This is a genomic window from Paenisporosarcina sp. TG-14 (assembly GCF_000297555.1).
Taxonomy (GTDB): domain Bacteria; phylum Bacillota; class Bacilli; order Bacillales_A; family Planococcaceae; genus Paenisporosarcina; species Paenisporosarcina antarctica.
In genome coordinates this window covers 1-24,016 of sequence record NZ_AMGD01000002.1, presented here as the reverse complement: position 1 = coordinate 24,016, position 24,016 = coordinate 1, and the positions used below count along the sequence as shown (strand labels likewise).

Genomic DNA, 24,016 nt, shown 5'->3' with positions numbered 1-24,016 from the left:
TCAATTATTTTAAATGTCATGAGTGGATTTTGTCGTATTAAAAAAATGCCAACACAATTTTAAATTGTGTTGGCATTTGAAACCTTTTATGGTTGTGAATTTTCTCTTAGCCACGTATCAATAAGTGGATATGTTTCATTAATTGCTTTACGTCCGACAACAACTGAAACGTGACCTGTATCCATCAGATGGAAAGTCTTATTTTCACTTGATATTTTAGCATTTAGCGGTTCTACCTGGTTTGGAGCAGCAATTACATCACGCTTACCTGCAATATTTAAAACGTTTGCTGTAATCTTACTTAATTCAACCTTTTTACCTCTTATATATAACTCATCATTGATTAATTTATTCTCTTGATAAAATTCAGTAATCCATTGTCTATAAGCTTCACCTGCAAATGGAATTCCATCATTCAACCACTTTTGCATCAACATCCAGTTGTTTACGAAATTCTCATTATCAGCTCGATCAGCCAGACTGAGGTATGGACCATAGAAATTTGCTATAGGGTTTAACAGCTTGTTTCCGAAATCGATCATATCATGAGGAATCATACCAAGTGTGTCAACTAGTTTATCTACATTAAAATGACGTTTGTCTAACCAATTTGTAAATAAACCCGCATCTGTAAAATCAAATGGACTCGTCATGAATACTAAATTTCGAATTGGTAAGTCAGTATGGAGAGCAGCAAAAATTGAAGTCATCGTTCCACCCATGCAGTAACCAAACAAACTGATTTCATTTGCTCCTGATGTTTGTATTACTTTCTTAACAGCACGCGGCATATAATCTAAAATGTAATCATCCAACTTCATATTTTTATCTTCATAACCCGGTGTGCCCCAATCAATTAAATATACATCGTGACCTTGATTGGTAAGATGTTCGATTAAACTATTACCAGGTGTTAAGTCCAATATATATGGTTTATTAATCAATGCATAAACCATTAAAATAGGAACGCTATTCGTTTTCTTAATGGCAGGTTGATAGCGATAAAGTTTAGCTTTATTTTTTGTCCAGATAAGTTCTTTTGGAGTTTGACCAACTTTTGGGTCGGGTTCATCCGTAAGAACTTGCGTCATACGTGTAAAGCGCTGGTAACTTTTCTTAACATCATCGGGCATTGTTTTCATCCATTTTTCTACTTCTTCAGTATTAGAATAAATCATTATTTTCCCCCTTATAAATAAAACTCATGTATAAGAGACTTCCTTTTTCGGAAGCCCCTTTTACAAAGATTTTAATCCTTTGTTACATATATAATCCGCCATTAACATTAATTGATTGGCCAGTTATATAGTCAGCTTGTGCAAGGAATAACACTGCTTCCGCAATTTCGTTTGTTTGCCCTAAACGTTTCATTGGTATTTTAGAAATAATACCTTCTTTTACATTATCCGGCATTTCTCCAACCATTTCAGTTTCGATAAAGCCAGGACAAACTGCATTGACAGTTACACCATTTCTTGCACTTTCCAATGCTAAAGATTTCGTTAAACCGATCATTCCAGCTTTTGAAGCTGAATAGTTCGATTGACCGAATCCACCCGCTTGACCAATGATTGAACTTATATTGATAATTCGACCATATTTACGTTCCAACATATGATCAATTACCGCAGAAGTTGTATAGAAAACGCTGTTTAGATTTACATTGATAACCTCGTTCCATTGCTCATCGGACAAGTTACGGAACGTACGGTCTCTTGTAATTCCTGCATTATTTACAAGAATATCAATCTTCCCATAACGTTTTTTTACTTCTTCCATAAAACTCTTTACATCTTCTGGTTTAGAAACATCAGACTGAATTGCACACGAAGTACCACCCAGTTCTTCGATTTCCTTAACAACGGCATCTGCGCTATCAGTTCTTGTTTGATAATTGATTGCAACGAATGCACCATTTTTTGCTAAAACCTTCGCAATGGTAGCGCCGATTCCACGTGATCCCCCTGTTACAACTGCCACTTTTCCTTCAAGTGGTTTACGAATTGTATTTTTATTAGTTAAGTCCACTATATCCATTGCCATTAACATACACATCCATTCATTGTATTTTTATAACAAGTACGTGATTTAATTTTTAATTCAATTCTTTCGATGTTTCAGTGGACTTTACTTTGCTAATTGCACCTGATGGCTTTTTACTAATTTCTTCTGATTTTTCTTTATTAATTGCTTCAGAAGGTTTTGCTTTCCCAGTTGCATCAGCGTTTTTAGCTTTGGCAATTACATCATAGGATTTTGTCTTACCGATTACGTCCATTGATTTTTCATTACCTATTAACTCGATTGCTTCAAGTACCTTATCCAACTTCATATCCAAATCTGTAACAGCTTTTTTTAACTGGCTAATCTCTATTGTCGGATCCAGTTTAGTCATTTCTGTATCGAATTTTTCATCAAGGTCGTCAAACTTACCTTCCAAGTTAATTACGAGAGATGCTACATCCGCAACTTCACTCCGTGTAGGCATATTGGCTTGTTTCAAATAGGTTTCAGTTGTTTCTTTAGCAAGCTCCTGATATTTAAGGTAATAATTTAACGTCTCTCCCATTCCCTCAGAGAAAGATTCCTTTTTCAATGTTTCTTGGATTGCATCATTCCAACTAGCTTCAGTTTGTTCATAAATTTTCTTCCACATTGTCAGTGGATCAAATGGTAACGTTTGTGACAAAATACTTCATCTCCTTAATATTTTCTATTTCAGAGAATATCAGTTCATTCCCTATAACTTAACTATACGAGACGTTGGATATTAAAGGAATATAAAGAAGGTACTAACTATTCTACCGTTTCTTTGTTTCTTCAACAGCACTCGACAGATTCCGCTATATTACGGATGAACTAGTTATTCAATCTAAGAGGTAATGTCGCTGTTTTTCATGACGACTTTACTACTCTATGAAATTGGGTTCCAACATATTCGAAAAATAGCCTTTAACTGAAGAATTATTTATCCAAAAAAAGAAATACAAATTTTTTGAAAGTTTGTATTTGACAATTTAAACATGTAGGTGTAAATTACATCTATAGACATTTTATATGATTGGTTGGTGATGATTTATGGATTCAAAACAGGAGGAAAACAAAAATGATAAAAGTACCAATTTAGGTACTCCAAAAAATTTCCTAATTCCAATCATGCTATTACATTTACGCGATTGGAATTCACATGGCTATGAGTTAATGCAAAAGATCACACAATTCGGATTCGATTCAGTTGATCAAGGTAATCTTTATCGAATTTTACGACAACTCGAAAAGGATGCCATGGTTACATCTAAATGGGATACGACATCGGGAGGACCAGCAAAACGAATTTATACGATTACCGCAGCTGGTGAACAATATCTAGAGGTTTGGGCAAGCTCGCTTGGACATTACCAAAAAATGTTGAATCAATTTTTTAATTTGTATAATCCGTTTTTCACTCCTTATAAATCATCTTCAAAAGATTCAGAAGAGGAGAAATAAAAAAACCTAGCGGTACCAATGCACATTTGTTGCATGCAACATATAGAGTGGAATGTTTCACGGTTACAATAAAAAGGAGGAATAATTATGAAAACGAATACAACGACAAAGACAAATCAACAATCGATTAACGCAGTAGATTCAATTTGGGATGGCTGGTTGAACAGTTTTAAAACGCTACAAGGTTTTCAAACTGAAATGGCTGAAAAATCACTACAAGCAGTAGAAAACCAAAAAGAATTTATGAATACTACTCGCGGTGCATTAAAGAAGATGGAAGAAGAAGAAACGAAAATAAAAGAAGAGTGGAAAACAAGTCTACAAAGCACGATGAATACAGTTGATAATAATCAAGGTAATCCGCTTGTTTCCACTTGGATGAATCAAATTGAGGAAATTAATAATTCAGTTCAAGCTCTTTCTTGGACACCTAGCAAAATCATGTTGGATTTATTCACACAATCACAGGATCAATTCGAGTCTAATATTAAAGAAGCTCTTGACCAACAACAAAAGGGTCGTTCTGAAGTGCTGAAAACAGTAGAGCAACTAACTGAAAAAATGAAACAAACTCATAAAGAACTTCTACCTACCGTTTAAAAACAAAACGATTGAATTAGCAAGTGAACGAAATACCGAGTAACTGGGAGGAATTATGTGCTCACCTATTATGATTTAAAAATCGGTGATAAGGCCAGCCTTTCTAAAACCATTTCTGAATCTGATATTTACCAATTTGCTGGGATAACTGGTGACTTCAACCCTTTACATGTTGATGCTGAATATGCGAAAAAATCAATCTTTTCTGAACGCATTGCACATGGTATATTAACTGCTGGTTTCATCTCTTCTGTATTAGCAATGAAGCTGCCAGGTTCAGACACCATCTATTTATCACAAAATCTAATCTTTAGAGCTCCTGTTAGAATTGGAGACACTGTTATTGCTGAGGTAGAAATAATAGAAAAAAGAGATGAGAAAAAAATCATTCGTCTTCGAACACAAGTAAGAAACCAACGTGATGAGATTGTTATTGATGGTGAAGCTATCGTGATGAAATGAATTTTCTTGTTTTCCGGCTACTCGCTTAACTCAATTAATTAAAAGTTTTTTTATAGCATAATTCCTCATACATTTTGATGTCTATCTAATTTACATTGTAAGTGTTGGGAATATAAAAAATCAGCCAAGTATTCTTTGGCTGATCTTTTATTGATGAAACAAATACCAAAATCCTGGTGTATAAATGTAGCTTTTGTGTTATTGAATGGAGAACTCTTCAATTATTAACAATTCTTCAGGTTTTTTACCAATCGGATCTTGGTGGAAGTATTCACGAATCACACCATCTTTTAAATAATTGGCGATTGAAACCATGATCATTCCTTGGTCGAGAGCGAGATAAGCTTTTGCGATTTCACCAGTCTCGACGTTTACAGAATCATAAAAACCATAATTGCTATACATATTTAATTCTTTCAGTACTTTAATGTTTTTCTGAACTTCTCGTGGTGCATAATCTAAAGCTAAAAATGTAGCATGTGGCGTCACTGTTGCTCCATCTTTATAGCCGGCTGTACCAAGTGGTGTAGCCGCGAACTCACTATAACCGTCCGGTGTAGCTGCTGGTGAGAAGCCCCACGCTTTATAACCTTTATCTTTTGCATAAGCAATTTGAACTTCTACATGACGTTTATTATTTAATCCTAAAGCTTTAGTTCCTAAATCTTTTTCCTTTAATACAATACCTGGCATAAGGCCTTCAAACATACTACCTCCCCAGCTTGGAACATATTTAATTCCACTATATTCATAGTGACCTTCAAATACTGAAACCCCATCATATTGAGTTGAATATCCGTTTGGAATCTGTGCTTGCCAATCCCATTCTTGAGGCAGAGTTCGGTACATCTTCCACCAGTGTTCTTTTGGTACGTCCCCTTTACCTATCGAAATATAACTTCCTACACGGGGCTCAGTGTAAAACATTCCATAATGATGATCTGTTAGTTTTCCTGCTGCAACATCATAACCACCGCGGAACTGACCAACTTCTGCGTCATAAAGTGTTGAATAATCCATATTTTCAACGAGTGTACTTGTTTGTTCGTTCAATTCTTTATACGCTTGTCCAACGACCATTAATCCTGCAGAAAGCCAACCATTATCAACTTGAGAGATAAATTGTCCCCAGTCTTTTTTAAGTGACCCATCTTTCGTGTAGTACCAGTTGTAATAAAGGCCATTCCATTTATCTACCTTTTCTAACGTGTTTATTGATACTTGAAGTCGTTTAACAGCATCCTTTCTCGTAATAATGCCCATCTGCTCCGCTGATACGGTACTCATCATATACATTGCAATATTTGTTGGTGATGTATGAGCTGCTACTGTCTTTTCTTCATTAGTAAAACGCACCTCATCGTAAGTCATCCCTGTTTTTGGGTCTGTATGATCTTGAAAATATTTATACGTTTGCTTTGCAATCGCTTTCAATTCAGCTTGTAAAGCAGCATCTTCCTTAACTTTACCTGCTGAAGCAATTGGGGTAAAAATAAGGTTAGTGAAAAAGCTGAACATGATGAGAAAGCTTATTATCTTCATTTTATTCATAATTTTCCCCTTTCAAATTTTAATACTGGTAATTATCGAAACGTTTCACCAACAGTCTAACATGAAGATAGTGTAAAAGTTCTTTATATTTTTAATTATTCTGATAATTAGTTAATTACTCACATTCCTTGTTAGGTATAAGGGCTTGTATTTGAAATGAAGAAATACTATTTCAAGGCTACTTTTAACTCGAATTGTTGTACTGAATAAGTTTACTCAATTACGTCTTATTTTCCAGCGGTTGATTCAACTAATCACTTTTGATATAATAAAAACAGAAATTGAGTACAAAAATAATGATTAGTTGGCGTGAATTTACCAACTTAGATTAGCAACCCCTCTTAGCCTATGAGACCAGGATGGGTTTTTTTTTGATTAAGCGCAGGAATAAAAACTACAAATTCTAATAGACAAATTTCCCACATACATTCTATTCATAATCATACATATAATAAATTATTATTAAATTGCTTCTTTGACTGTTCATAGTCAATACATTTTTAATTTCTTCCAAACCAATCTAGAAGCATAGCAAGATTTCTTGATATAGATGAAAAATTTCTGCTCGAGGAACTCGAAATCATCCATTTGGAATCCTTAATTACTGTTAAATGTAAGAGTTTTGCAGACTATAGTTGTAAATATGTAATTTTTTTAACAGATAGGAGGTCTCAGTGTGGATCAATTTGACCAATCTCTTGAAACATTAATTGAAGGCGCAGGTTGGTTAGCACCTTTACTTTTTGTTCTATTGCATTTATTTCGCCCATTTTTCTTTTTGCCAGTTATCGTTGTCTGTATAGCTGGTGGTGTATTATTTGGATTTATAAAAGGTACATTGTTATCGTTTATCGGACTTTCTCTGATGAGTTTGGTTTCATATTTGCTAGTTATTAAATTTCCGAAGTTCCGTAATAAGATCACGCGACTGAAGGAAAAAATGTTTCCAGGTCAGACCATTTCCGTAAGTCAAGTCATGATTTTACGCATCATGCCGTTTGTTCATTTTCATTTACTTTCACTTTATTTAATCGATATGGCTAAGTCATTTAAGGAATATATGTATTATTCTTTATTAGGACTCATCATGCCAGCTATCTTATATACGGCTTTCGGCAATGTAATTACTGAGTTACCTTGGTATTTAACGGCTATCCTTTTTCTTTTTCTGGGTGGCATTTATTTGTATATAGGTAAATTCAATAAAACTCGAAACGAGGAAAATTTAGTTAATTTAAAGAAGAGAAATCTATAACGTATTATTTGACTACAAATACTCTAAAGATATCAGGTTTCTGGTTCACTTTAGAATGCTACCAGAAGCTCCATAAAGTATAGAAAAAAAGCGCAAGTGAAAGGGCAATTGCCTTTCACTTGCGCTTTTTTTCTATAGGCACACCTCCTGTGGGTGTGGTTCTTAACTACTAAATACAATCAATTTTTTTCTAAAGGTCCAGTCCAAGAAGACATTCCTTCTGAAACATTTAATATCATAAAATCTTCATCAAATAAAATGCTACTTGCTTCTTTTGAGCGGTTTCCACTTTGGCAAATGACTATATACTTTTGATTTTTATCTAATCCCTCAATATCTCCATTTTTTAACTCAGATAAAGGTTTGTTTAAAGAACCTGGAATATGTCCAGCTTCGTATTCTCCAGTTTCTCTTACATCTATTACTTTATATCCTTCTTCTACTTTTAGTGGAATATCATCAATGGCGATCGTTTCATAAGTAGCACTAGAACTACATGCAGTCAAAGTGAAAATAGCAACAAATAGAAAAATAATGAATTTTTTCATAAATACCTCCAATGTAAAAACAAACTAATGGCTTTGCCACTAATTCTATTTTAAGACTCTCATTCTGGAAGTCAAGAAATATACCCTATGGGGTTTATATTTTCTTCCATTATTTATTCATCACTTATGTAAATAGAATAAGAATTGATTTTTTTAAAAAAGGTTCCTTTTTAATTTTAATTTAATTTCTGTTTATCCTGCATTAATTGTTCTAGCTTAGAAACTATGGTGTTCTCTATGGAAGATGAATGCAACTTAAGTGTGTTCACCTTATTTTGGATTAACACATGCCCTTCATAAAAAAACAACAGTTCATCAGCGATGTCATCAACGAAAGAAAAATTGTGAGTGGAAAAGATAATAGTTTTTCCCTTCCTTTTTTCCTCGAGTAAAAATGTTTTCATCCATTTAATCCAATAGGGATCCAATCCATTTGTAGGTTCATCCAAAATAAGGACTTTTTCATTTGATAATAAAGCCTGTGCAAAGCATAGACGCTGTTTCATCCCTTTTGAAAAAGTTTCGATTTTTTGATTTCTAACATCATGTAATCCAACTTGTTTTAAGAGCCTGCTGCATTTCTCTTCTTCTACATTTCTTAAGGCTCCCAATAATCTTATTGCCTCTAGACCAGTGAGGTTGGTGGGAAATTCCATATCATCAGGCATGTAACTAAAACGTTGTTCTTCCCATTGAATAGAACCAGTGGTTGGCCTGATGACATTTGTTAGCAATTTAATAAAGGTACTCTTTCCCGCACCATTTCCACCTGTTAATGCGACGATACTCCCTTTTTCAATTTCAAAATCAAAAGGATGCAACCCTATATTTCCTGTTTTATATTTTTTTGAAAGCTGTTTAATTTGTATCATATTATCAACCTTCTTTTCGATATAGAATTTTACCGCTAATAAAAATCGGAATAATTACCCAAAGGATTGAAATCAATCCGTAAACAATCACTCCACTAGGTGAAAGGAAAAAAGTTGAAAAATTAAAATATAGGGGTCCCAAAACTGTTGAATTTCCTGAGAATATTATAAATCCAATTCGAATCCATTCTGCCGGATTGGTGAATGTCAAAAAGATTATAAGATTTTGTAATATGATTCCTGAAACAACTGTTCCAATTGCCATTACAATATAGTCATAAATTAATAAAAAGAACGCCCATATCCCTAATGCTAATGACAAACTATGAATGCGATTTTTTGATAAGCTTCCAACGAGTACAGATAATGAAGAAAAGATGGCAACGGTGAAGAAAGAAAGAATTATAAGTAGAAAGTCAAATGCTTGAAGCGTTTGCAAAGCTTGAACCATCATTACAAGCCCACTGCTAATAATTAACATGATACTAAATGAAAAGAATAAAGCGAAAAACTTTCCCCAGGTATAGGTACTTGCTTTCATTGGATATGTTCTCAATAATGAAAACCATCGTGAATCCACATCAGAAGAAATCGATAGAGCTCCGATTGACAATGTGAAAAGAGGTATCAATAAAAGCAAAACATTTAAAAAGGATGCAGAGTATCGTGTAAATGATGTTGTAATAGGCAATGCAAACAATTGAACAGTAGTGATTGTCAATAGTAACACGGAAAGAAGCACCCCAAAAAGTAGTAAAGAACGACTTCTTGCGATTTTTTTCATTTCAAATAACACGAATACTTGTGCTTTAGTCATACTTATGAACTCCCCACTTATGCTCTTGTAAGTCTTGCTGAGTTAAGAGTTTTCCTTGCCCTTCATTTTTGATAAACTGCACTGCTCTTTGCTCCGATTCAAATGCAAGAACTCCATAAGTCATGGGTGTCCAAAAATCTTTATGGTATACAAAGGAAGCCTTTGTTGTATCAATCCATTCATTACTTTCATAATCTTTAATATAACTTGCTCCAATTTCTGATTCTTGCTTATCTAGTACATATTGTACTAAACATCCTAGATCATCAAAAATTAACTTATCTCCATTTGTCAATATCGCTTGAGCTGCAAATTCTTCATGGGTAATACTCATATTACACACGGCACAGGTATCCACTTCTGGTTGAATCGCACGTGGGCTCATGTCTTTAGACCCGCAGCCTGATAAGATTAGGACCACACACAAAGTACAAAAAGGAATAAACGTGCGTATTAACAGTACATTCTTCTCCACAATAGCCAACCTCCTACTAATCCTGTACTCCCAATAATAAAAGGAATTGCATTAAAATTTAAATAGATCTGTTTATTAGACCTTTGAACAAATGGCTGATCATCACGCACAACGCTGTCATTTTCATAGGGAAGCTTTCTTTCTATTTTACTAAGCGTTGCAACGGATGGAGATTCAAAGAAAAATTGGTACTCTTTTTGTTTAATCATGAGCTTTGCATAGGAATCATTTGATTGATAAGGTGTATCACCGTAGCCATCTAAATCTAAGTCCACTCCGTCATAGTCATCCCAATAGTTTTCATTTACAATCGCTCCATTTTTATCAGAAACAGAAGATACAATATTCCCGTAAACTTCATTTCGTGATAATTTATTTGACGATGCATATTTAATAAATTGAAACCCCGTCTGATTTGAAGCGACAGTATTTTTTGTTATAGTTGAATTTTCAATGTTCTGAAATGAAATGCCTACTTGATTTGATAAAAGTTTGTTATTTGACAGATGGATTTGTTCACCTTCAAAAAGGACAATCCCAAAACCGTTATACTGATTTTGGTGTTCTATTATATTCCCCATTATGGCGGTATAGGAAGTCAACATATGCATGACGCCTGTCACATTATTGTGGAGGTGATTTTTAAATATTTGAGTTCCGTTCGAATACATGAGATGAATTCCATATCTTGAATGAGAAATTTCATTATTTATCATTTTGCTATTCACATCATTTTTCACATAAATCCCATCTTGAACTGATTCAATATTTGTATTCTCAATGAGAATTTCTTTAGTATAATCAAGTGTAATTCCATTTGACTTCGAAGAAAAATGACCTTCTCTTCCTAACAAAATAACTTGGTCAATTTTACTATCTTCCACTTTAAACAGGTCAATTCCTTTATCCAATAAATTGAATGTCACATCTTTTATTGCAATCCTTTTACTATTTGAAATTTTTATTCCTAAAGAATTTCCCCCAAAATTGTTACTCGTCATATTGATGTGCTTAATTTGAACATCTTGTGTATTGTCAATTGTAATGACAGGATAATCACCTTGACTGTTAAGGATAACGTCCCCACTTCCTATTAAAGTGAGGGGTTTGGAAATGATGATTTTTTCATTGTAAATTCCAGGCTCAATATAGATAGTGGTTCCAGATTCTGCGTTATTAATTTGTTGTTGAATTCCCTCTTCCGCTTCTATAGGTATTGGAAAAGTAGTAAAGAGTAGAAGTAAACTTGTTAGAATAAATGAAATCTTAGAAAAAACCAACCTCCCACCTCCTAAGCAAAAAGGAAAATCCTCCCCTTGAATCATCATCAGTGAGAGTCACTGTTCTCTTCTTTATCTTTGTTTTCGGGTTTCAGTTCATTCATTTCGTTATTCTCTTCATTTTTCATATCATGTTGATCCTTACTTTCGGCATTCTTCATTTTTTCTATTTTCTTAATATGACGGTGACCTGAAACTTCATCAATGTCACTTACAGATGAAAAGCTTGCTTTTTCGCTACCAAGTTCTTCTATGAAGGCTTGTCCACCTTCTTTATCCTCAAAAAATGCATAGCCGTAATTCATAGGAGTTTTAATTTCTGCCTTAACAACAACAGCAACATCTAATTTAATCCATTCAAGTGTGTGATAATCTCTTACATATTTTTCTAATGTACTATTAACGATTCTTTCCTGATTTAACATGCAACCAACATCGTCAAAAAATAAAGATTTTCCTTCCTCTGTGATTCCTTGGGCAGAGAACATTCCCATATCATGAGTTTTTTTATAAACATCCATCTTACAATATTCACAAGTCGTATCTTCATTTGACTCTGATAACACAACCGGGTTCTTGCTAGATTCGCTCTCTTTATCCTCCATTTGGTCAGTTGTTTTATTGTCATCTTGAGCTACGCATGCTGCTGTAATAATCATTAGTAATAAAATAACACTTAATAATAGTATTTTTTTCATGTTTTTCTCTCCTTTCATTCATGAAAAAACTTTAACATCGAAATGCGAAGTTTAAGTGAAGTCTTGCCTAATACTTTTGACTATTAAATGACTTTCTTGCACAAAAAACAAATATCCACCATAAATTTATTGATTATTATTGTGAAGTGTGTTTCAAAGAACTAAAAAGACAATTAAGTTTCACATTTTCTTAAAGTGTGATATATAAATTGAAAGCTAAAGTATATACAGGGGTTTTGAAAAGAGGAATTATGATGAGTATGGGGACAATATTAGTTATTGATGACGAAATTGCAATGAGAGCACTAATTAAATCTTTTCTTGTACCCGAGGGTTATCTTGTTAAGGATGCTTCCAATGGCATGGAGGCCCTAGAAATGATTTATGAGGAATCACCAGATCTCATAATTGTCGATATCATGATGCCATTTATGGATGGTTACACTTTCACAAAAGAATTGAGAAAATCTTCTGATACGCCAATCATCTTTCTTTCAGCGAAAGGAGAAGAATGGGATAAAGTGAAAGGGCTAAAGTTAGGAGCCGATGATTACTTAGTTAAACCCTTCCATTATGGTGAATTAATTGCACGAATTGAAACAGTGTTAAGAAGGTCTTCTAAACATTATCGTAAAATATTAACAATAAAAGCTGGTCCAATTACAATTGATGTTGAAAATCACCTTGCATTTTTAGATGGCAAAGAAGTTTCTCTAACATTAAAAGAGTTTGGGTTACTTTCTTTATTGGTAACACATAGAAACAATCTAATTACACGAAATAACCTAATGGCAACGATTTGGGGAACGGAATATAGTGGAACTGACCGTACTGTAGATACTCATATAAAAACTCTTCGCCTGAAGATGAAACAACATGGGGTTCTCATTAAAACTGTTTGGGGATTAGGATATAAACTTGAGGTGTAATCATGAAGAAGCTAAAAGTTAATTTCAGTAAAAAAATAAATTTATTGTTTATTGGAAGTATAGCGTTTTCTGTCCTATTTTCATTTTTGTTTCTTCATTTTTTATATAAGGATCTTTATTTAAATACGATACGCCAATCAGTGGAGTATCAAGGTCAACGAACAGCTGCACATTTCCATTATGGGGAATTGTCAGATGTTATTATCGAAAAGATACAGTGGTATAATATCGTATCCGAATATGAGGTTATCGTAGTCAATCAAATGGAAGAGTTAAATACTTCTTTTCCTTACCTAATTGATGATGAAAACCTAGTAACCCAGAGTGAACGTGACATATTATTATCAGGTCAATCGATTATGAAAGAAGGCTACGTTAAGAAGTTTCAAAAAGAAGTAATTGGTGCAATTTATCCAATATTTAACGGTGATAAAGCCATTGGATTTATTTTCATTTACGTTCCTTTAGCTGGTTTATCACAAGTTTTCGGGAAAAGTATTCCTATTCTTCTTATTATTGGCACACTCTTTTTCATTGTTACTAGTTTGATTATAAATCGAGTTCGACAATCGCTCTTTCAACCTTTACTGTCGATTCAAAACTTATCCAAAGAAGTGTCAAAAGGTAACTATAAAAATCGGTTGAAAATTAGACAGATAGATGAAATTGGTCAAATGTCACAAGCTTTTAATGAAATGAGCGAAGCCTTGGAACACCAAGAGGAACGTAAAAGAGAGTTCCTATCAAATATTGTTCATGAAATTCGAACACCACTAACCTATATCAATGGCTACACTGAAGCTTTACAAAATCAGCTATTTTCCTCTCCAGAAGAAGCTCGTCAATATTTGAATACAATTGAGCAAGAAGTAGGTAGATTAAAAAAATTACTTTCTGATTTAGTGGAATTGAACTATTTACAAGAGAATTTATATCGTTTTGAAGAAACGCCGATCGTAATTTCTCAGTTATTACATGATACATGTGACCTTTTTCGAATACTTTCTAATGAAAAGAAGATTATTTTTCAATTAGATGTGGATGAAGACTTAATTATATTTAATGATTCAAAGCGAATTCAGCAAATTTTTTATAATCTAATCGATAATGCGGTGAAATATTCGAATGAAGAGTCGATTGTTCAACTTACCCTTTCTCAAGAAGAAGATCACTTTCTATTTGAAGTGAAAAATACAGGGTTGGCAATTTCAGAAGAAGATATTGAGCGTATAGGAGATCGATTCTTTAGGACCGATAAAGCTAGAAATCGACAGACTGGTGGAATGGGATTAGGGTTATCAATTGTTAAAGAAATTATAAGAATTCAAGATGGTTCTTTTTCTATGACGAGTACTGATAGTGGAGAAATTCGTGTATCTATCCATTTGCCTATTCATATCAAAAAGATAGGAGGTATGGGAAATGAAATACATGAATAGAGCTCAGTTCAAGATAATTCTTATAATAGTAAGTGTTCTGTACTTTTTAACTGGATGTTCTTCACTCCAAAATCAGCCCGTTAAGCTTAGCTCTTTTTCTTTTACCGATCAACATGGGGAGGAATTTGGTCTTGAAGATTTAAAGGGGAAAATGTGGATATCGAATTTTATTTTTACTAGTTGTGAAACAGTTTGTCCTCCAATGACAGCAGCGATGGCGGATATTCAAGAAGAACTTCTAAATAACAATATGGATATAGAAATCGTTTCTTTCAGTGTTGACCCTTTGATTGATACACCAGAAAAGTTAGACAAGTACCTATCCCAGTTTACTGATAATGATTCGAATTGGAAAATGCTTACTGGATATAAACAAGAAGAAATAGAAAAATTCGCTCTAGAAGAATTCCAGACTTTGGTAAATAAGCCCAGTGGTACAAATCAGGTGTTACATGGTGTGAATTTCTATTTAGTTGATATTGATGGTGTCCTAGTTAGCGAATTCAACTTTACAGAGCCGGGCTTAACAGAGAAAGTTATAGAAGAGCTTGAAAATTATAGACCTTAAGTAAACCTTACTTGTAATTATTATTCGAACTAGTTATAAACTTTAAGATTAAAGCGATCCGTAAGCTCAAGTCGATACTGTAGGGAAAATCCTTTTATTCAGCTCGTACATCATTAAAATTACCGGGCGTTACTTTCTTAATCTTTATTAATTAGGTTATTTTGCTATAGGTTCACAAACCCGCTGTAACATAAGCTCAAGAATAAAGAAGCCGATTAAAGGGACTTTTTCACTTTAATCGGCTTCTTTTATATAGGAATCTTGCAGCGTATTTCGTCCTTCTCTCATCTAACAGTTGATTTCCCAGTCCATTTTGAAAATTGAATATCAAAAATTACTATTCATTTAAGCACTCAATGACTAAGAAGAGTCCACCATAATGATAGTCTACTTTTGAAATTGACAAGTTGGATTGTTTTAATAATTCAAGTGTATCACGGTTTAAATGACATCCATCACAAACTTTGCTCCATAAAGGGGTTAGTAAACCTTGCGCTTTTCCTAATTTTTTTTGATTGACTCGGACATGTTCAAAGAGCAATATTTTAGCTCCAGTTTTACTAACCCGCTGAATTTCTTGAACAGCCTTAATAGGTTCCGGAATGGTGCAAAAAACTAGCGTTGCTACTACTGAATCAAATGTATTATCAGAGAATGGAAGTTTTTCCGCTTTGACTAAATAGGTTTGTATGGGAATACCAGATTTCTTTATTCGTTTGGATGATCGTTTACTCATTAAAGGATTGGGTTCAATTGCGTCTATTTTTGTAGCATTCGTATAGTAGGGAAAATTCACTCCCGTTCCTGAACCTATTTCTAGTACCCTACCCTTAGCTTTGCTTATTAGTGTCGTTCTAATTCTTTTAAAATATGTATGTTCTAGTGGATTCATTGCAATATCATAAATTTTCGGAAACCATTTTCCCATTATATTTACACCTCTATTATTATCCTTATACTACCTATGCTAATTTTTTCATTTGACTTGGTTACTGTATATTCAGTTCACCTTTGTTTTTTCATACATAACAGTTTTTTAAAATTAGTAACATGTGGGTTGTTTTCTTAGATTTAGATGAAGATACCAGAAATAGTGTAACTCCCGTTCATGAACAAGAAAGACTATTAATTACTTATAAATCTGTTGTCATTTCACTAGTCGCTGTGATTTCGATGCCGTTAAGCGCCTGTGTTGCCAAGCGGTCCGCTTCCGCATTGGCTTTCCGAGGTACCAGTTCGAATTCAGCCTGAATACCGAGGTCTTGCAACTTTCCGTCAATACGCTCCGCCCATCCCGACAGGATACTCTCGGGCCAGTCCCCACTCATCTGGTTGATGACCACGTTAGAATCTCCAATAAAACGGACCGGCAAGTGATGGACATTTAAGTATTCAAGTTCCAATAGGCTCAAATGCAGTGCTGCATATTCAGCCTCATTATTTGACATGAGATTCTCCATAGGTGCGTTCCGACGCAATCGGTACGACTTCCCACTTTGATTATAATAAATAACACAACCCAGACCTGAACTGTTGGTTCCACGGTCGAAGCCTCCGTCGAAATAGACCGTGATGTTATGGGGTTCGGTTTCGATACCTTTCAAGTAACCCTTCAATTCTTTGACCGTCCACGTGCTGTCGAACTTGTCGATGAACCTTATGCTTTTAGCACGTCCTGTCCGCTCCAAGTCCTCTGCAATTAGAAGTCCTTTTACTGCTGGCATTTCTTCGGAGCTAAAGACTGTTTCCTCCCCTTTTGGTGTTTTGTAAGTCCATTCAATTCGGATGTTCATCTCCTGGCCTCCTTGTAAAAGTAAGAATATGTACTTGTTATACTTTCTATTAGAAGCGACTTATATAATTATTTTACTGCTAATTGTCTATAAGCATGCAACAGTCGTCCTCAAGATATACCAATATCTTTGAGGACGACTATTTTAGTGTGCAAATTTGGCCTATCAGGCATTATCATTTTAATTAAAAAAGGGGTCATTATACCCTTGATTTCTTGCTTAAGGTGCTTGGATTTCTTGGTATTGATTAAGTAGTAAATCTAGTTCTTGACTGCATGCTACAACACTAGAATGTGTTAAACCGAAATGTTTTGCTTTATGGTACATAACTTTCTTTTTCAAAATTATTTTCCCTAATAATATATTATTTAACATACTTTTTCATCATTCCTCATTTTCAAAGTGGCCAATAGTATTGCACAAAGAATATCATATATCATTTGCCTACAAATCAATACCTAATTTTGTAAATGACATTTTTTTGTAACAGTATATATATTTCGGTAAAGTTTGTAATAATTAAGCGCCTAAATGAGCAGTTCAAGTGGCAGTTTTTTCTACCGTTTCAATACTTAGCGTAATCCTATTAAAAAGCTTTTTTTATAAATTTAAGTAATTAAACATAGTAACTTCTTTTTGGGACAACCTTATAAGTAAGAAAAAGTGGCATGAGGTGATTGTATCTTGATAATTGAAAGGTCGTCTGAGTGGAAAGAAGGCTTTATTGAAAGATTAGAGAATCGTGAATCATGGGATAATTGGTTACTATACAATATGAATTACGAAGTAGTAAAAACGAATTTGATTACAGATTTTTCGGGTCTTCAATCGCCTAAATATTTGCCCAATCTCACTCCACTTGTTCATCAACTGGATGTAGCGGAGACGGTTATTGAAAGGATGAATGGCAAAGCGATTCTTGCAGACGAAGTGGGACTCGGAAAAACCATTGAAGCGGGTTTGATCTTGAAAGAATATCTAATCAGAGGTCTTGTGAAAAAAGCGTTAATTTTGGTCCCAGCTTCGCTTGTCAATCAATGGATAGAAGAACTGAACCAAAAATTCTACATTCCTGCCATGCAATATAAAAAGAATTACGATTTGAAAACTTGCAATATTGTGGTCATGAGTATGGATATGGCGAAAAGAAGCCCGCATAAAGAAAACATCTATGAGCAGGATTATGATTTAATCATCATTGATGAAGCACATAAATTAAAAAACCATAAAACTAAAAACTACGAGTTTGTTCAAAATTTAAAGAAAAAGTTCTGTTTATTGTTAACTGCCACACCCATTCAAAATGATGTATTTGAATTGTTTTATCTCATTTCATTACTCAAACCCGGACATCTTGGGAATTACGAGACGTTTCAATCAGCGTTTTCCGCGAGTAAACACAATTTGGAACACGAAGAGTATTTAAAAGAATTGGTGAATCAAGTGATGGTAAGAAACAGAAGACAAGACACTGGAATCGAATGGACAAAACGTCGTGTTCAAACAATTCCAATCCATTTCTCCAAAGAAGAAAGAGAAGTCTACGAGTTGATCTTAGAACTTAAAAATATTTCATCTGTATTTTCGGGTGCCTTCTCTATGATCACTCTACAAAAGGAAATGTGCAGTAGCAAAGAAGCTACATACTTGACCTTAAATAAAATGCGACAAAAATGCACTGAACCACAAGAAATTGATTACGTGGAAGGAATTATTCAAAAGTTGATGGTTTTGGAAGTGAACTCGAAAGCAGAAAAAGCTTATGAGATCATTTCTGAGGCAAATGATAAGGTCATTATCTTTACCGAATATCGAGCCAGTCAAGTTTATTTACAGTGGTATTTATATACAAAAGGAATCACTAGTGTCCTCTTTAATGGGAAATTTAAGAAAAACAAACGAGATTGGATGAAGCAACTATTTAAAGATAAAGCGCAGGTCCTTATAGCTACAGAATCCGGAGGCGAAGGAATTAACCTGCAATTTTGCCACCATGTTATAAACTATGATTTACCATGGAACCCCATGAAGTTAGAGCAACGAATTGGACGTGTTCACCGGTTAGGACAAGAACATGACGTTCATATATACAATCTAGCTATCCAAAATACAATCGAAGAAAATATATTGGACCTACTCTACGTTAAACTTGATGTTTTTGAAAAAGTGGTGGGTGATTTAGACGAAATTTTATCAGCTTACAAAAAAACTATTTGAGATAAATATAGTAACCTCATTCAAGGAGGATGTCCATGTATCCACAACAAATTCATGGCTATTTACAAAATTTTTTCACAGAAAATAATTGCCATATTGTAAATAGTAATAACCATTACATGACCGTTCAATTAACGATTGATATGGATAAGAAAATTATGAACCGACCATTTTATTGGAGATACTTAGAAAATACAGATGGTGTCCCGAACCCAGCACAATTAACTTTCATCACCGATCAAAATCAGCTAGATGAAGACATTAAAGGTGAAGTGGTACATTTTGGTTCACCTCGTCTAAATCAACTGTTTCAAACAACTAAAGAGCTTGGTGCATATGTACAAATGTATGAGAATGTGTTAAATCAATCCAAAATAAAAACCATATTAACCCCATGGCTAGGCGTGAATTATAAGGTATCGTATTACAGCGATCAAACGAAAGAAATGTTTCACTCCTTAGGTATTAACTTAATTACAGGCAACCTCGTAGATGGTTTTCAGGAATGGGTTAATGGATTGGATTTGAATTCAAGTATGTCAGACGATGCGTTTAAAATAACATATATTATAAAGCCAATCCGTGCCATCGAAAGATTAGATGCAACATTAGAAAATATAATACAACAAGATGATCACACATGGGCTGAAGAAGCAAAAACGAGATGGCATAAGGATCGAGAAATCTTAGAATACTTCTATGAAGGAATAGAAAACAAGCCCGAATGTTATGAGTTGGAGAAAAAAGCAATGGAAGAACAATACGAATCTAGAATTAAAATTGAAATCGTGAATGGTGGATTATTTTACTTGAAATGAATTTAACTGAGTATTAAAGCAGACTTTTAATAAACAAAAATAGAAAACATAGAGCGTTAGCGGTGCCAAGCAGTCCCGATCGATCTCTTTTCTGCAGTCAATACTTTATGTGAGTGTGTCTGTCGCTTCCCTGCTACTTCACAACGAAAAAATAAGTTTAGTTTACACTATTACAATGAATAAGGACAAAATTGCATCTTCAAGGAATATCTTCTCCATTAATGCCCGATTATTGGAGCAACTTTAGGGAAGAATAATCAGGTTGGATTTATTTTAATGATTGGAGGGATAAAGAAATGGCGAAAATTGCAGTAGAAGAACCCTATGAAGACGTAAGAATGGCCTTAGAAGAAAAAGGCCATAAAGTAACGATGTTCGTCACCGATGAAAATGTTACAGGATACGATTTAGGTGTTGTTAGGACTATCAATGAAGGTCATAATGACGAATTCAATTTTCCTGTTGTGGCCATGTCAGGAATGTCTATCGACAATGTTGTAGAAGCAGTCGAACATCGGCTAAATCAGGTTTAATGGAACATAGTTACAAAGAGGCTCAACTATCTTGATCTTCTTTCTTTTTTTCTTCCTATATAACTACATTCCATAATTTCTGCTTCGTATACATCAAAGTCAGACACTTACAAAACATCTGTATATCTATTCAATTTGAAACAGTAAAGTTAAAAGGAGTTGCTAACATGGATGCAAAACGAGCTAAAGAAATTTCTTCTTCACAAAGCATGATAAGTGTCTCCTATAACGGGGAACCTATTTATATTGAACATGTCGATCAAAGCAACGGACTAGCAACAGTCCATTTACTTGATGATCCAACTAGTAAACAAAGTGTTTCTGTGGCAGAATTAGCAGAGCAATAAAAGTTGATTTCCTAGGTCTCACTCGCTGAACTAGTGTTTCATCTCAAATAAGATTGTTATTGAAACAAAGTTGTAACGTTTGAATAGTTTAGCAACCAAAAAACCGGTTTTTATCTTGCAAAAAAGCAGGCATCCATACTATGGATGCCTGCTTTTTCTGTTTAAATACGATTATTTTATACATGCTGTATTACCGCATTTCCGGGAATCTTAACTTGATTAAACGATATAAATTCTCAGCAATCGCCTTACCAACAGCATAAACCGGTATTACCAGAATCATACCAACAAGTCCGGCCAAATTCCCACCAATATAAAGAAGGAAAATGATGGTTACGGGATGAACCGATAATTTTCTTCCCATGACATTCGGAGAAATTAAATTACTTTCAACTTGCTGGATGATAATGATGGCAATAATTACCCATAAAGCAGTCAATGGTTCTTGAAAGAATGCCACAATCACTGCAGGAGATGCCCCTATTAAAGGACCTACAAACGGGATTACATTTGTTAACATCGCAATTAATGCCAAAATAATCGCATAGTCTACACCGATAATTAAATAAGCGATAAAGCTCAATATACCTACAAACAAACTGACGATTGCTTGTCCTTGAATATAGGCGCTGAGGTTCTCGTCCATATCTTGCAGGATATTTCTTCCTTCATCTCTTGAATCATGAGGAAGAAAACTTAAAAAACTATCTGGAAGTTTATCTCCATCTTTCAACAAGAAAAAAAGAACAAAAGGCACAACAACTAAAGATGTCACCGCACTGAAAAAAGTTTTTATGAAACCTAATACACTAGCTCCTGCACCTGACAAAGCTAGTGAGAAATTGTCGGCAATTGAAGCTGAATCAAAATCAGATAAATATTCTTGGTCTTCAATATAACTCCACCATTGACTCGACAATGCTTCATCTGTCCAATTTTGAACTTGGCGAACAATGGCAGGGAAATTATTAACCAAGTTTGTCACTTGACTGACCAACAATGGACCAAGCCAGATAGAGAATCCAGTAATAAGTCCAATGAACGACAAGAAAATGAGGAGGATCGCTAAAACACGATGCATTTTTCTTGATAAGACATTGACGAGTGGACGAAAAATATAATACAAAATCCCGCCAATGATAATAATAGGTGCCAATGTAGAAAAGATAACTTGAATCGGATAAAAAATAAAAGGTACAAGAAGAGCTAAATTTATTACGATTAAAATAAGTACCGCACTATATAAAAAGCGAAACCATTTTGTTGTAAGCATACTGTTCCCCCCATCTGTTAAATATTATACAAATTAAAATTTGCTTTAGTGATGAAATTTCTTAATAACGTAATTGCTACTACTTGGTGCCTATCCTATATATATACTACAATAGATTAAAGGTAATCTGCCTCTTTATATGAAGAAAGGTTGTTTAATTTATGAAACCAGTTAACAATATAACGGACTTAATAGGTGATACTCCTGTCGTCAGGTTGAATAGGATTGTGCCGGAACAGGCAGCAGATGTCTTTGTGAAGTTAGAAATGTTTAATCCAACAAAGAGCGTGAAAGACCGGGCTGCTAATAATATGATCAAAATGGCTGAAGAACAAGGTTTGATAAATCAAGGTGATACGATTATCGAGCCAACAAGTGGCAATACAGGAATCGGTCTTGCCATGGTGGCAGCTGCCAAAGGCTACAAAGCGATTCTCATACTTCCAGATAATGCGACTCAGGAACGGATTAATCTATTGAAGGCTTTCGGAGCTAAAGTGGTTTTGACTCCAAGTGAAGAAAAAATGCCTGGAGCTATCCAAAAAGCGCTAGAATTAAAAAATGAAATTCCTAACAGTTTTATTCCGCAACAATTCGAAAACACCGCGAATCCAGATATTCACCGGACTACAACAGCGTTAGAAATTTTGGCGCAAATGAATGGCAAACTCGATGCTTTCGTAGCAACAGCTGGCACAGGTGGAACCATTACAGGAACAGGCGAAACTTTGAAAGAAAACATTCCTGGCTTATATGTAGCAGTTGTAGAACCAAAAGGATCACCTGTATTATCAGGTGGAAAACCAGGCAAACACAAGTTGGTCGGTACAAGCCCAGGCTTTATACCAGATATTTTGAATACTGAAGTTTACGATGAAATTATGCAAATTAGTGATGAAATTGCCATTGATATGTTTAAAAAATTAGCCCGCGAAGAAGGTATTTTTGTCGGTCCTTCCGCAGCTGCTGCAGTCTATGCAGCCATTGAAATCGCCAGACGTTTAGGAAAAGGTAAAAAGGTTCTGTGCATTGCTCCCGATACAGGTGAACGCTATTTGAGCATGAATTTATTCGATTGAAATATTCTTAATCATTAAAGAAGAGAGGATTAATTCCCCCTCTTCTTTTTATTTAAAATATTCGTTACTTTTTATGATCATTATTCTTCCTCTAGTGTAAAGAATTGATTTCAAGTTCTTTGTTTATGTTTTCCATAACAGATTTGTTACACTAAATTAAGCAAGTTAGTATTGATAATAAAGGAGATTATATTATGCAAAATTTAAAAGGTAAAAACGCTTTAATTACCGGAGCAGGTAGAGGAATTGGCCGTGCAACAGCGATTGCTTTTGCTGCAGAAGGTATTAATGTTGGTCTTCTAGGACGAACAGCAGCTAACCTTGAAAAAGTGGTTAAAGAACTTGAAGAATACGATGTAACAGTTACTTACGCTGTAGCAGATGTAGCCGATAATGAATCTGTTACTGCTGCAGTCGATCATATTAAGTCAGAACTTGGTCAAATTGACATCTTAATCAACAATGCGGGAATTGGGAAATTTGGTAAGTTCCTTGATCTTTCACCTGAAGAGTTCAAAAGCATTATAGATACTAACTTAATGGGCGTCTATTATGTGACAAGAGCCGTTCTTCCTGAAATGATTGAGAGAGAATCAGGAGAAATTATTAATATTGCTTCAACTGCCGGCCAAAAAGGCTCACCTATGACAAGCGCATATAGCGCTTCTAAATTTGGTCTTCTTGGCCTTACGGAGTCATTAATGCTTGAAGTGAGAAAGCATAATATCCGTGTCAGCGCATTAACGCCAAGCACAGTTGCTACAGATTTAGCAATCAATGAAAATCTTACCGACGGCAACCCAGATAAAGTCATGCAACCAGAAGATCTTGCTGAAATAATGGTTGCACAGTTAAAATTGCATCCACGTGTTCTTCTTAAATCTGCTGGATTATGGTCTACAAATCCTTAATTTTACTAAATTTAAGATTTCTTCAACACATTAAAGGACCTTTTGGGGTGTTTTTTATATGG

The 24,016-nt window shown here is 34.5% G+C and carries 27 protein-coding genes; 13 read left to right on the top strand and 14 right to left on the bottom strand.

Features of this window, described 5'->3' with window-relative positions:
• Positions 1-86: 86 nt before the first annotated feature.
• From phaC to C406_RS19125, 3 genes are all read right to left on the bottom strand, one after another.
• Positions 87-1,178, bottom strand: coding sequence for a class III poly(R)-hydroxyalkanoic acid synthase subunit PhaC (gene phaC / locus C406_RS0100445; protein WP_017378610.1), 1,092 nt, complete (start codon positions 1,176-1,178; stop codon positions 87-89).
• An 82-nt stretch (positions 1,179-1,260) separates the two neighbouring features.
• Positions 1,261-2,043 carry a 3-oxoacyl-[acyl-carrier-protein] reductase gene (fabG, locus tag C406_RS0100440; RefSeq protein ID WP_017378609.1) on the bottom strand — a complete coding sequence of 261 codons (783 nt, stop codon included), beginning with the start codon at positions 2,041-2,043 and terminating at the stop codon, positions 1,261-1,263.
• 52 nt (positions 2,044-2,095) lie between these two features.
• Positions 2,096-2,689: a hypothetical protein gene (locus tag C406_RS19125; RefSeq protein WP_017378608.1), complete on the bottom strand. Its 594-nt coding sequence runs from the start codon at positions 2,687-2,689 to the stop codon at positions 2,096-2,098.
• Between the two features lie 389 nt (positions 2,690-3,078).
• Here C406_RS19125 and phaQ point away from each other — a divergent pair, with 389 nt between their 5' ends.
• The 3 genes from phaQ to C406_RS0100420 all read left to right on the top strand — a co-directional run bounded on the left by phaQ (position 3,079) and on the right by C406_RS0100420 (position 4,551).
• Positions 3,079-3,489: a poly-beta-hydroxybutyrate-responsive repressor gene (gene phaQ / locus C406_RS0100430; protein WP_017378607.1), complete on the top strand. Its 411-nt coding sequence runs from the start codon at positions 3,079-3,081 to the stop codon at positions 3,487-3,489.
• Between the two features lie 87 nt (positions 3,490-3,576).
• Positions 3,577-4,089: a hypothetical protein gene (locus C406_RS0100425; RefSeq protein WP_017378606.1), complete on the top strand. Its 513-nt coding sequence runs from the start codon at positions 3,577-3,579 to the stop codon at positions 4,087-4,089.
• A gap of 57 nt (positions 4,090-4,146) precedes the next feature.
• The gene (locus tag C406_RS0100420; protein WP_017378605.1) at positions 4,147-4,551 is read left to right on the top strand and encodes a MaoC family dehydratase; all 405 of its coding nucleotides are present in this window, start codon (positions 4,147-4,149) and stop codon (positions 4,549-4,551) included.
• A gap of 198 nt (positions 4,552-4,749) precedes the next feature.
• On the opposite strand, the gene C406_RS0100415 is transcribed toward C406_RS0100420, so the two are convergent.
• Positions 4,750-6,102 carry a glucoamylase family protein gene (locus C406_RS0100415; RefSeq protein ID WP_017378604.1) on the bottom strand — a complete coding sequence of 451 codons (1,353 nt, stop codon included), beginning with the start codon at positions 6,100-6,102 and terminating at the stop codon, positions 4,750-4,752.
• 676 nt (positions 6,103-6,778) lie between these two features.
• On the opposite strand from C406_RS0100415, the gene C406_RS0100410 reads away from it, so the two are divergent.
• The gene (locus tag C406_RS0100410; protein WP_017378603.1) at positions 6,779-7,357 is read left to right on the top strand and encodes a TVP38/TMEM64 family protein; all 579 of its coding nucleotides are present in this window, start codon (positions 6,779-6,781) and stop codon (positions 7,355-7,357) included.
• Between the two features lie 179 nt (positions 7,358-7,536).
• On the opposite strand, the gene C406_RS0100405 is transcribed toward C406_RS0100410, so the two are convergent.
• From C406_RS0100405 to C406_RS0100380, 6 genes are all read right to left on the bottom strand, one after another.
• A complete protein-coding gene (locus C406_RS0100405; RefSeq protein WP_017378602.1) occupies positions 7,537-7,905 on the bottom strand; it encodes a rhodanese-like domain-containing protein in 369 nt (122 codons plus the stop codon).
• Positions 7,906-8,081: 176 nt separating this feature from the next.
• Complete coding sequence (locus tag C406_RS0100400) at positions 8,082-8,777, bottom strand: ABC transporter ATP-binding protein (RefSeq protein ID WP_017378601.1); 696 nt, start codon at positions 8,775-8,777, stop codon at positions 8,082-8,084.
• 4 nt (positions 8,778-8,781) lie between these two features.
• Complete coding sequence (locus C406_RS0100395) at positions 8,782-9,594, bottom strand: ABC transporter permease subunit (RefSeq protein ID WP_017378600.1); 813 nt, start codon at positions 9,592-9,594, stop codon at positions 8,782-8,784.
• Entirely contained in the window at positions 9,587-10,069 is a 483-nt protein-coding gene (locus C406_RS0100390; RefSeq protein WP_017378599.1) for a nitrous oxide reductase accessory protein NosL, read from the bottom strand. Before C406_RS0100390 ends, C406_RS0100395 begins: the two co-directional genes overlap by 8 nt.
• Complete coding sequence (locus C406_RS0100385; RefSeq protein ID WP_017378598.1) at positions 10,048-11,349, bottom strand: right-handed parallel beta-helix repeat-containing protein; 1,302 nt, start codon at positions 11,347-11,349, stop codon at positions 10,048-10,050. The genes C406_RS0100390 and C406_RS0100385 overlap by 22 nt, the downstream gene beginning before the upstream one ends.
• A 47-nt stretch (positions 11,350-11,396) precedes the next feature.
• Complete coding sequence (locus C406_RS0100380; protein ID WP_017378597.1) at positions 11,397-12,047, bottom strand: nitrous oxide reductase accessory protein NosL; 651 nt, start codon at positions 12,045-12,047, stop codon at positions 11,397-11,399.
• Positions 12,048-12,301: 254 nt separating this feature from the next.
• On the opposite strand from C406_RS0100380, the gene C406_RS0100375 reads away from it, so the two are divergent.
• From C406_RS0100375 to C406_RS0100365, 3 genes are read left to right on the top strand one after another with little or no spacing between them, the layout of a single operon-like run.
• Positions 12,302-12,976 (top strand): response regulator transcription factor, encoded by a 675-nt coding sequence (locus C406_RS0100375; RefSeq protein ID WP_017378596.1) that lies wholly within the window; start codon positions 12,302-12,304, stop codon positions 12,974-12,976.
• Between the two features lie 2 nt (positions 12,977-12,978).
• Positions 12,979-14,415 (top strand): sensor histidine kinase, encoded by a 1,437-nt coding sequence (locus C406_RS0100370; RefSeq protein WP_017378595.1) that lies wholly within the window; start codon positions 12,979-12,981, stop codon positions 14,413-14,415.
• The gene (locus C406_RS0100365) at positions 14,399-14,983 is read left to right on the top strand and encodes an SCO family protein (protein WP_017378594.1); all 585 of its coding nucleotides are present in this window, start codon (positions 14,399-14,401) and stop codon (positions 14,981-14,983) included. The genes C406_RS0100370 and C406_RS0100365 overlap by 17 nt, the downstream gene beginning before the upstream one ends.
• Before the next feature lie 337 nt (positions 14,984-15,320).
• On the opposite strand, the gene C406_RS0100360 is transcribed toward C406_RS0100365, so the two are convergent.
• From C406_RS0100360 to C406_RS20005, 3 genes are all read right to left on the bottom strand, one after another.
• Positions 15,321-15,911, bottom strand: coding sequence for a class I SAM-dependent methyltransferase (locus C406_RS0100360; RefSeq protein ID WP_017378593.1), 591 nt, complete (start codon positions 15,909-15,911; stop codon positions 15,321-15,323).
• Between the two features lie 205 nt (positions 15,912-16,116).
• Positions 16,117-16,776, bottom strand: a complete 660-nt coding sequence (locus C406_RS0100355) for a reverse transcriptase-like protein (RefSeq protein ID WP_017378592.1) — start codon at positions 16,774-16,776, stop codon at positions 16,117-16,119.
• A gap of 219 nt (positions 16,777-16,995) precedes the next feature.
• Complete coding sequence (locus C406_RS20005; RefSeq protein ID WP_017378591.1) at positions 16,996-17,151, bottom strand: aspartyl-phosphate phosphatase Spo0E family protein; 156 nt, start codon at positions 17,149-17,151, stop codon at positions 16,996-16,998.
• A 309-nt stretch (positions 17,152-17,460) separates the two neighbouring features.
• On the opposite strand from C406_RS20005, the gene C406_RS0100345 reads away from it, so the two are divergent.
• The 4 genes from C406_RS0100345 (at position 17,461) to C406_RS0100330 (ending at position 20,691) form a co-directional block, all read left to right on the top strand.
• On the top strand, positions 17,461-18,993 hold the full coding sequence (locus C406_RS0100345) for a DEAD/DEAH box helicase (RefSeq protein ID WP_017378590.1): 1,533 nt from the start codon (positions 17,461-17,463) through the stop codon (positions 18,991-18,993).
• A 35-nt stretch (positions 18,994-19,028) separates the two neighbouring features.
• Complete coding sequence (locus C406_RS0100340; RefSeq protein ID WP_017378589.1) at positions 19,029-19,811, top strand: YqhG family protein; 783 nt, start codon at positions 19,029-19,031, stop codon at positions 19,809-19,811.
• 296 nt (positions 19,812-20,107) lie between these two features.
• Positions 20,108-20,344, top strand: coding sequence for a YkuS family protein (locus C406_RS0100335; protein WP_017378588.1), 237 nt, complete (start codon positions 20,108-20,110; stop codon positions 20,342-20,344).
• A 167-nt stretch (positions 20,345-20,511) separates the two neighbouring features.
• Complete coding sequence (locus C406_RS0100330) at positions 20,512-20,691, top strand: H-type small acid-soluble spore protein (protein WP_017378587.1); 180 nt, start codon at positions 20,512-20,514, stop codon at positions 20,689-20,691.
• Positions 20,692-20,881: 190 nt separating this feature from the next.
• On the opposite strand, the gene C406_RS0100325 is transcribed toward C406_RS0100330, so the two are convergent.
• Positions 20,882-21,964, bottom strand: a complete 1,083-nt coding sequence (locus C406_RS0100325) for an AI-2E family transporter (RefSeq protein ID WP_017378586.1) — start codon at positions 21,962-21,964, stop codon at positions 20,882-20,884.
• A 161-nt stretch (positions 21,965-22,125) separates the two neighbouring features.
• Between C406_RS0100325 and cysK the strand changes: the two genes are divergently transcribed.
• Together cysK and C406_RS0100315 are read left to right on the top strand one after the other, a co-directional pair.
• Entirely contained in the window at positions 22,126-23,043 is a 918-nt protein-coding gene (cysK, locus tag C406_RS0100320) for a cysteine synthase A (RefSeq protein WP_017378585.1), read from the top strand.
• Positions 23,044-23,237: 194 nt separating this feature from the next.
• Complete coding sequence (locus C406_RS0100315) at positions 23,238-23,954, top strand: 3-ketoacyl-ACP reductase (protein WP_017378584.1); 717 nt, start codon at positions 23,238-23,240, stop codon at positions 23,952-23,954.
• The last annotated feature ends 62 nt before the right edge of the window (positions 23,955-24,016 follow it).

What these genes read in the sequence shown, in the direction of transcription:
- C406_RS0100425 (WP_017378606.1), top strand. Translation starts at nt 3,577, where the DNA reads ATGAAAACGAATACAACGACAAAGACAAATCAACAATCGATTAACGCA.
- C406_RS0100315 (WP_017378584.1), top strand. Translation starts at nt 23,238, where the DNA reads ATGCAAAATTTAAAAGGTAAAAACGCTTTAATTACCGGAGCAGGTAGA.
- C406_RS0100330 (WP_017378587.1), top strand. Translation starts at nt 20,512, where the DNA reads ATGGATGCAAAACGAGCTAAAGAAATTTCTTCTTCACAAAGCATGATA.
- C406_RS0100375 (WP_017378596.1), top strand. Translation starts at nt 12,302, where the DNA reads ATGAGTATGGGGACAATATTAGTTATTGATGACGAAATTGCAATGAGA.
- C406_RS0100340 (WP_017378589.1), top strand. Translation starts at nt 19,029, where the DNA reads ATGTATCCACAACAAATTCATGGCTATTTACAAAATTTTTTCACAGAA.
- phaC (WP_017378610.1), bottom strand. Translation starts at nt 1,178, where the DNA reads ATGATTTATTCTAATACTGAAGAAGTAGAAAAATGGATGAAAACAATG.
- C406_RS0100380 (WP_017378597.1), bottom strand. Translation starts at nt 12,047, where the DNA reads ATGAAAAAAATACTATTATTAAGTGTTATTTTATTACTAATGATTATT.
- C406_RS0100400 (WP_017378601.1), bottom strand. Translation starts at nt 8,777, where the DNA reads ATGATACAAATTAAACAGCTTTCAAAAAAATATAAAACAGGAAATATA.
- C406_RS0100365 (WP_017378594.1), top strand. Translation starts at nt 14,399, where the DNA reads ATGAAATACATGAATAGAGCTCAGTTCAAGATAATTCTTATAATAGTA.
- C406_RS20005 (WP_017378591.1), bottom strand. Translation starts at nt 17,151, where the DNA reads ATGTTAAATAATATATTATTAGGGAAAATAATTTTGAAAAAGAAAGTT.
- C406_RS0100355 (WP_017378592.1), bottom strand. Translation starts at nt 16,776, where the DNA reads ATGAACATCCGAATTGAATGGACTTACAAAACACCAAAAGGGGAGGAA.
- C406_RS0100415 (WP_017378604.1), bottom strand. Translation starts at nt 6,102, where the DNA reads ATGAATAAAATGAAGATAATAAGCTTTCTCATCATGTTCAGCTTTTTC.
- phaQ (WP_017378607.1), top strand. Translation starts at nt 3,079, where the DNA reads ATGGATTCAAAACAGGAGGAAAACAAAAATGATAAAAGTACCAATTTA.
- C406_RS0100405 (WP_017378602.1), bottom strand. Translation starts at nt 7,905, where the DNA reads ATGAAAAAATTCATTATTTTTCTATTTGTTGCTATTTTCACTTTGACT.
- C406_RS0100335 (WP_017378588.1), top strand. Translation starts at nt 20,108, where the DNA reads ATGGCGAAAATTGCAGTAGAAGAACCCTATGAAGACGTAAGAATGGCC.
- C406_RS0100360 (WP_017378593.1), bottom strand. Translation starts at nt 15,911, where the DNA reads ATGGGAAAATGGTTTCCGAAAATTTATGATATTGCAATGAATCCACTA.
- fabG (WP_017378609.1), bottom strand. Translation starts at nt 2,043, where the DNA reads ATGGCAATGGATATAGTGGACTTAACTAATAAAAATACAATTCGTAAA.
- C406_RS0100395 (WP_017378600.1), bottom strand. Translation starts at nt 9,594, where the DNA reads ATGACTAAAGCACAAGTATTCGTGTTATTTGAAATGAAAAAAATCGCA.
- C406_RS0100370 (WP_017378595.1), top strand. Translation starts at nt 12,979, where the DNA reads ATGAAGAAGCTAAAAGTTAATTTCAGTAAAAAAATAAATTTATTGTTT.
- cysK (WP_017378585.1), top strand. Translation starts at nt 22,126, where the DNA reads ATGAAACCAGTTAACAATATAACGGACTTAATAGGTGATACTCCTGTC.
- C406_RS0100325 (WP_017378586.1), bottom strand. Translation starts at nt 21,964, where the DNA reads ATGCTTACAACAAAATGGTTTCGCTTTTTATATAGTGCGGTACTTATT.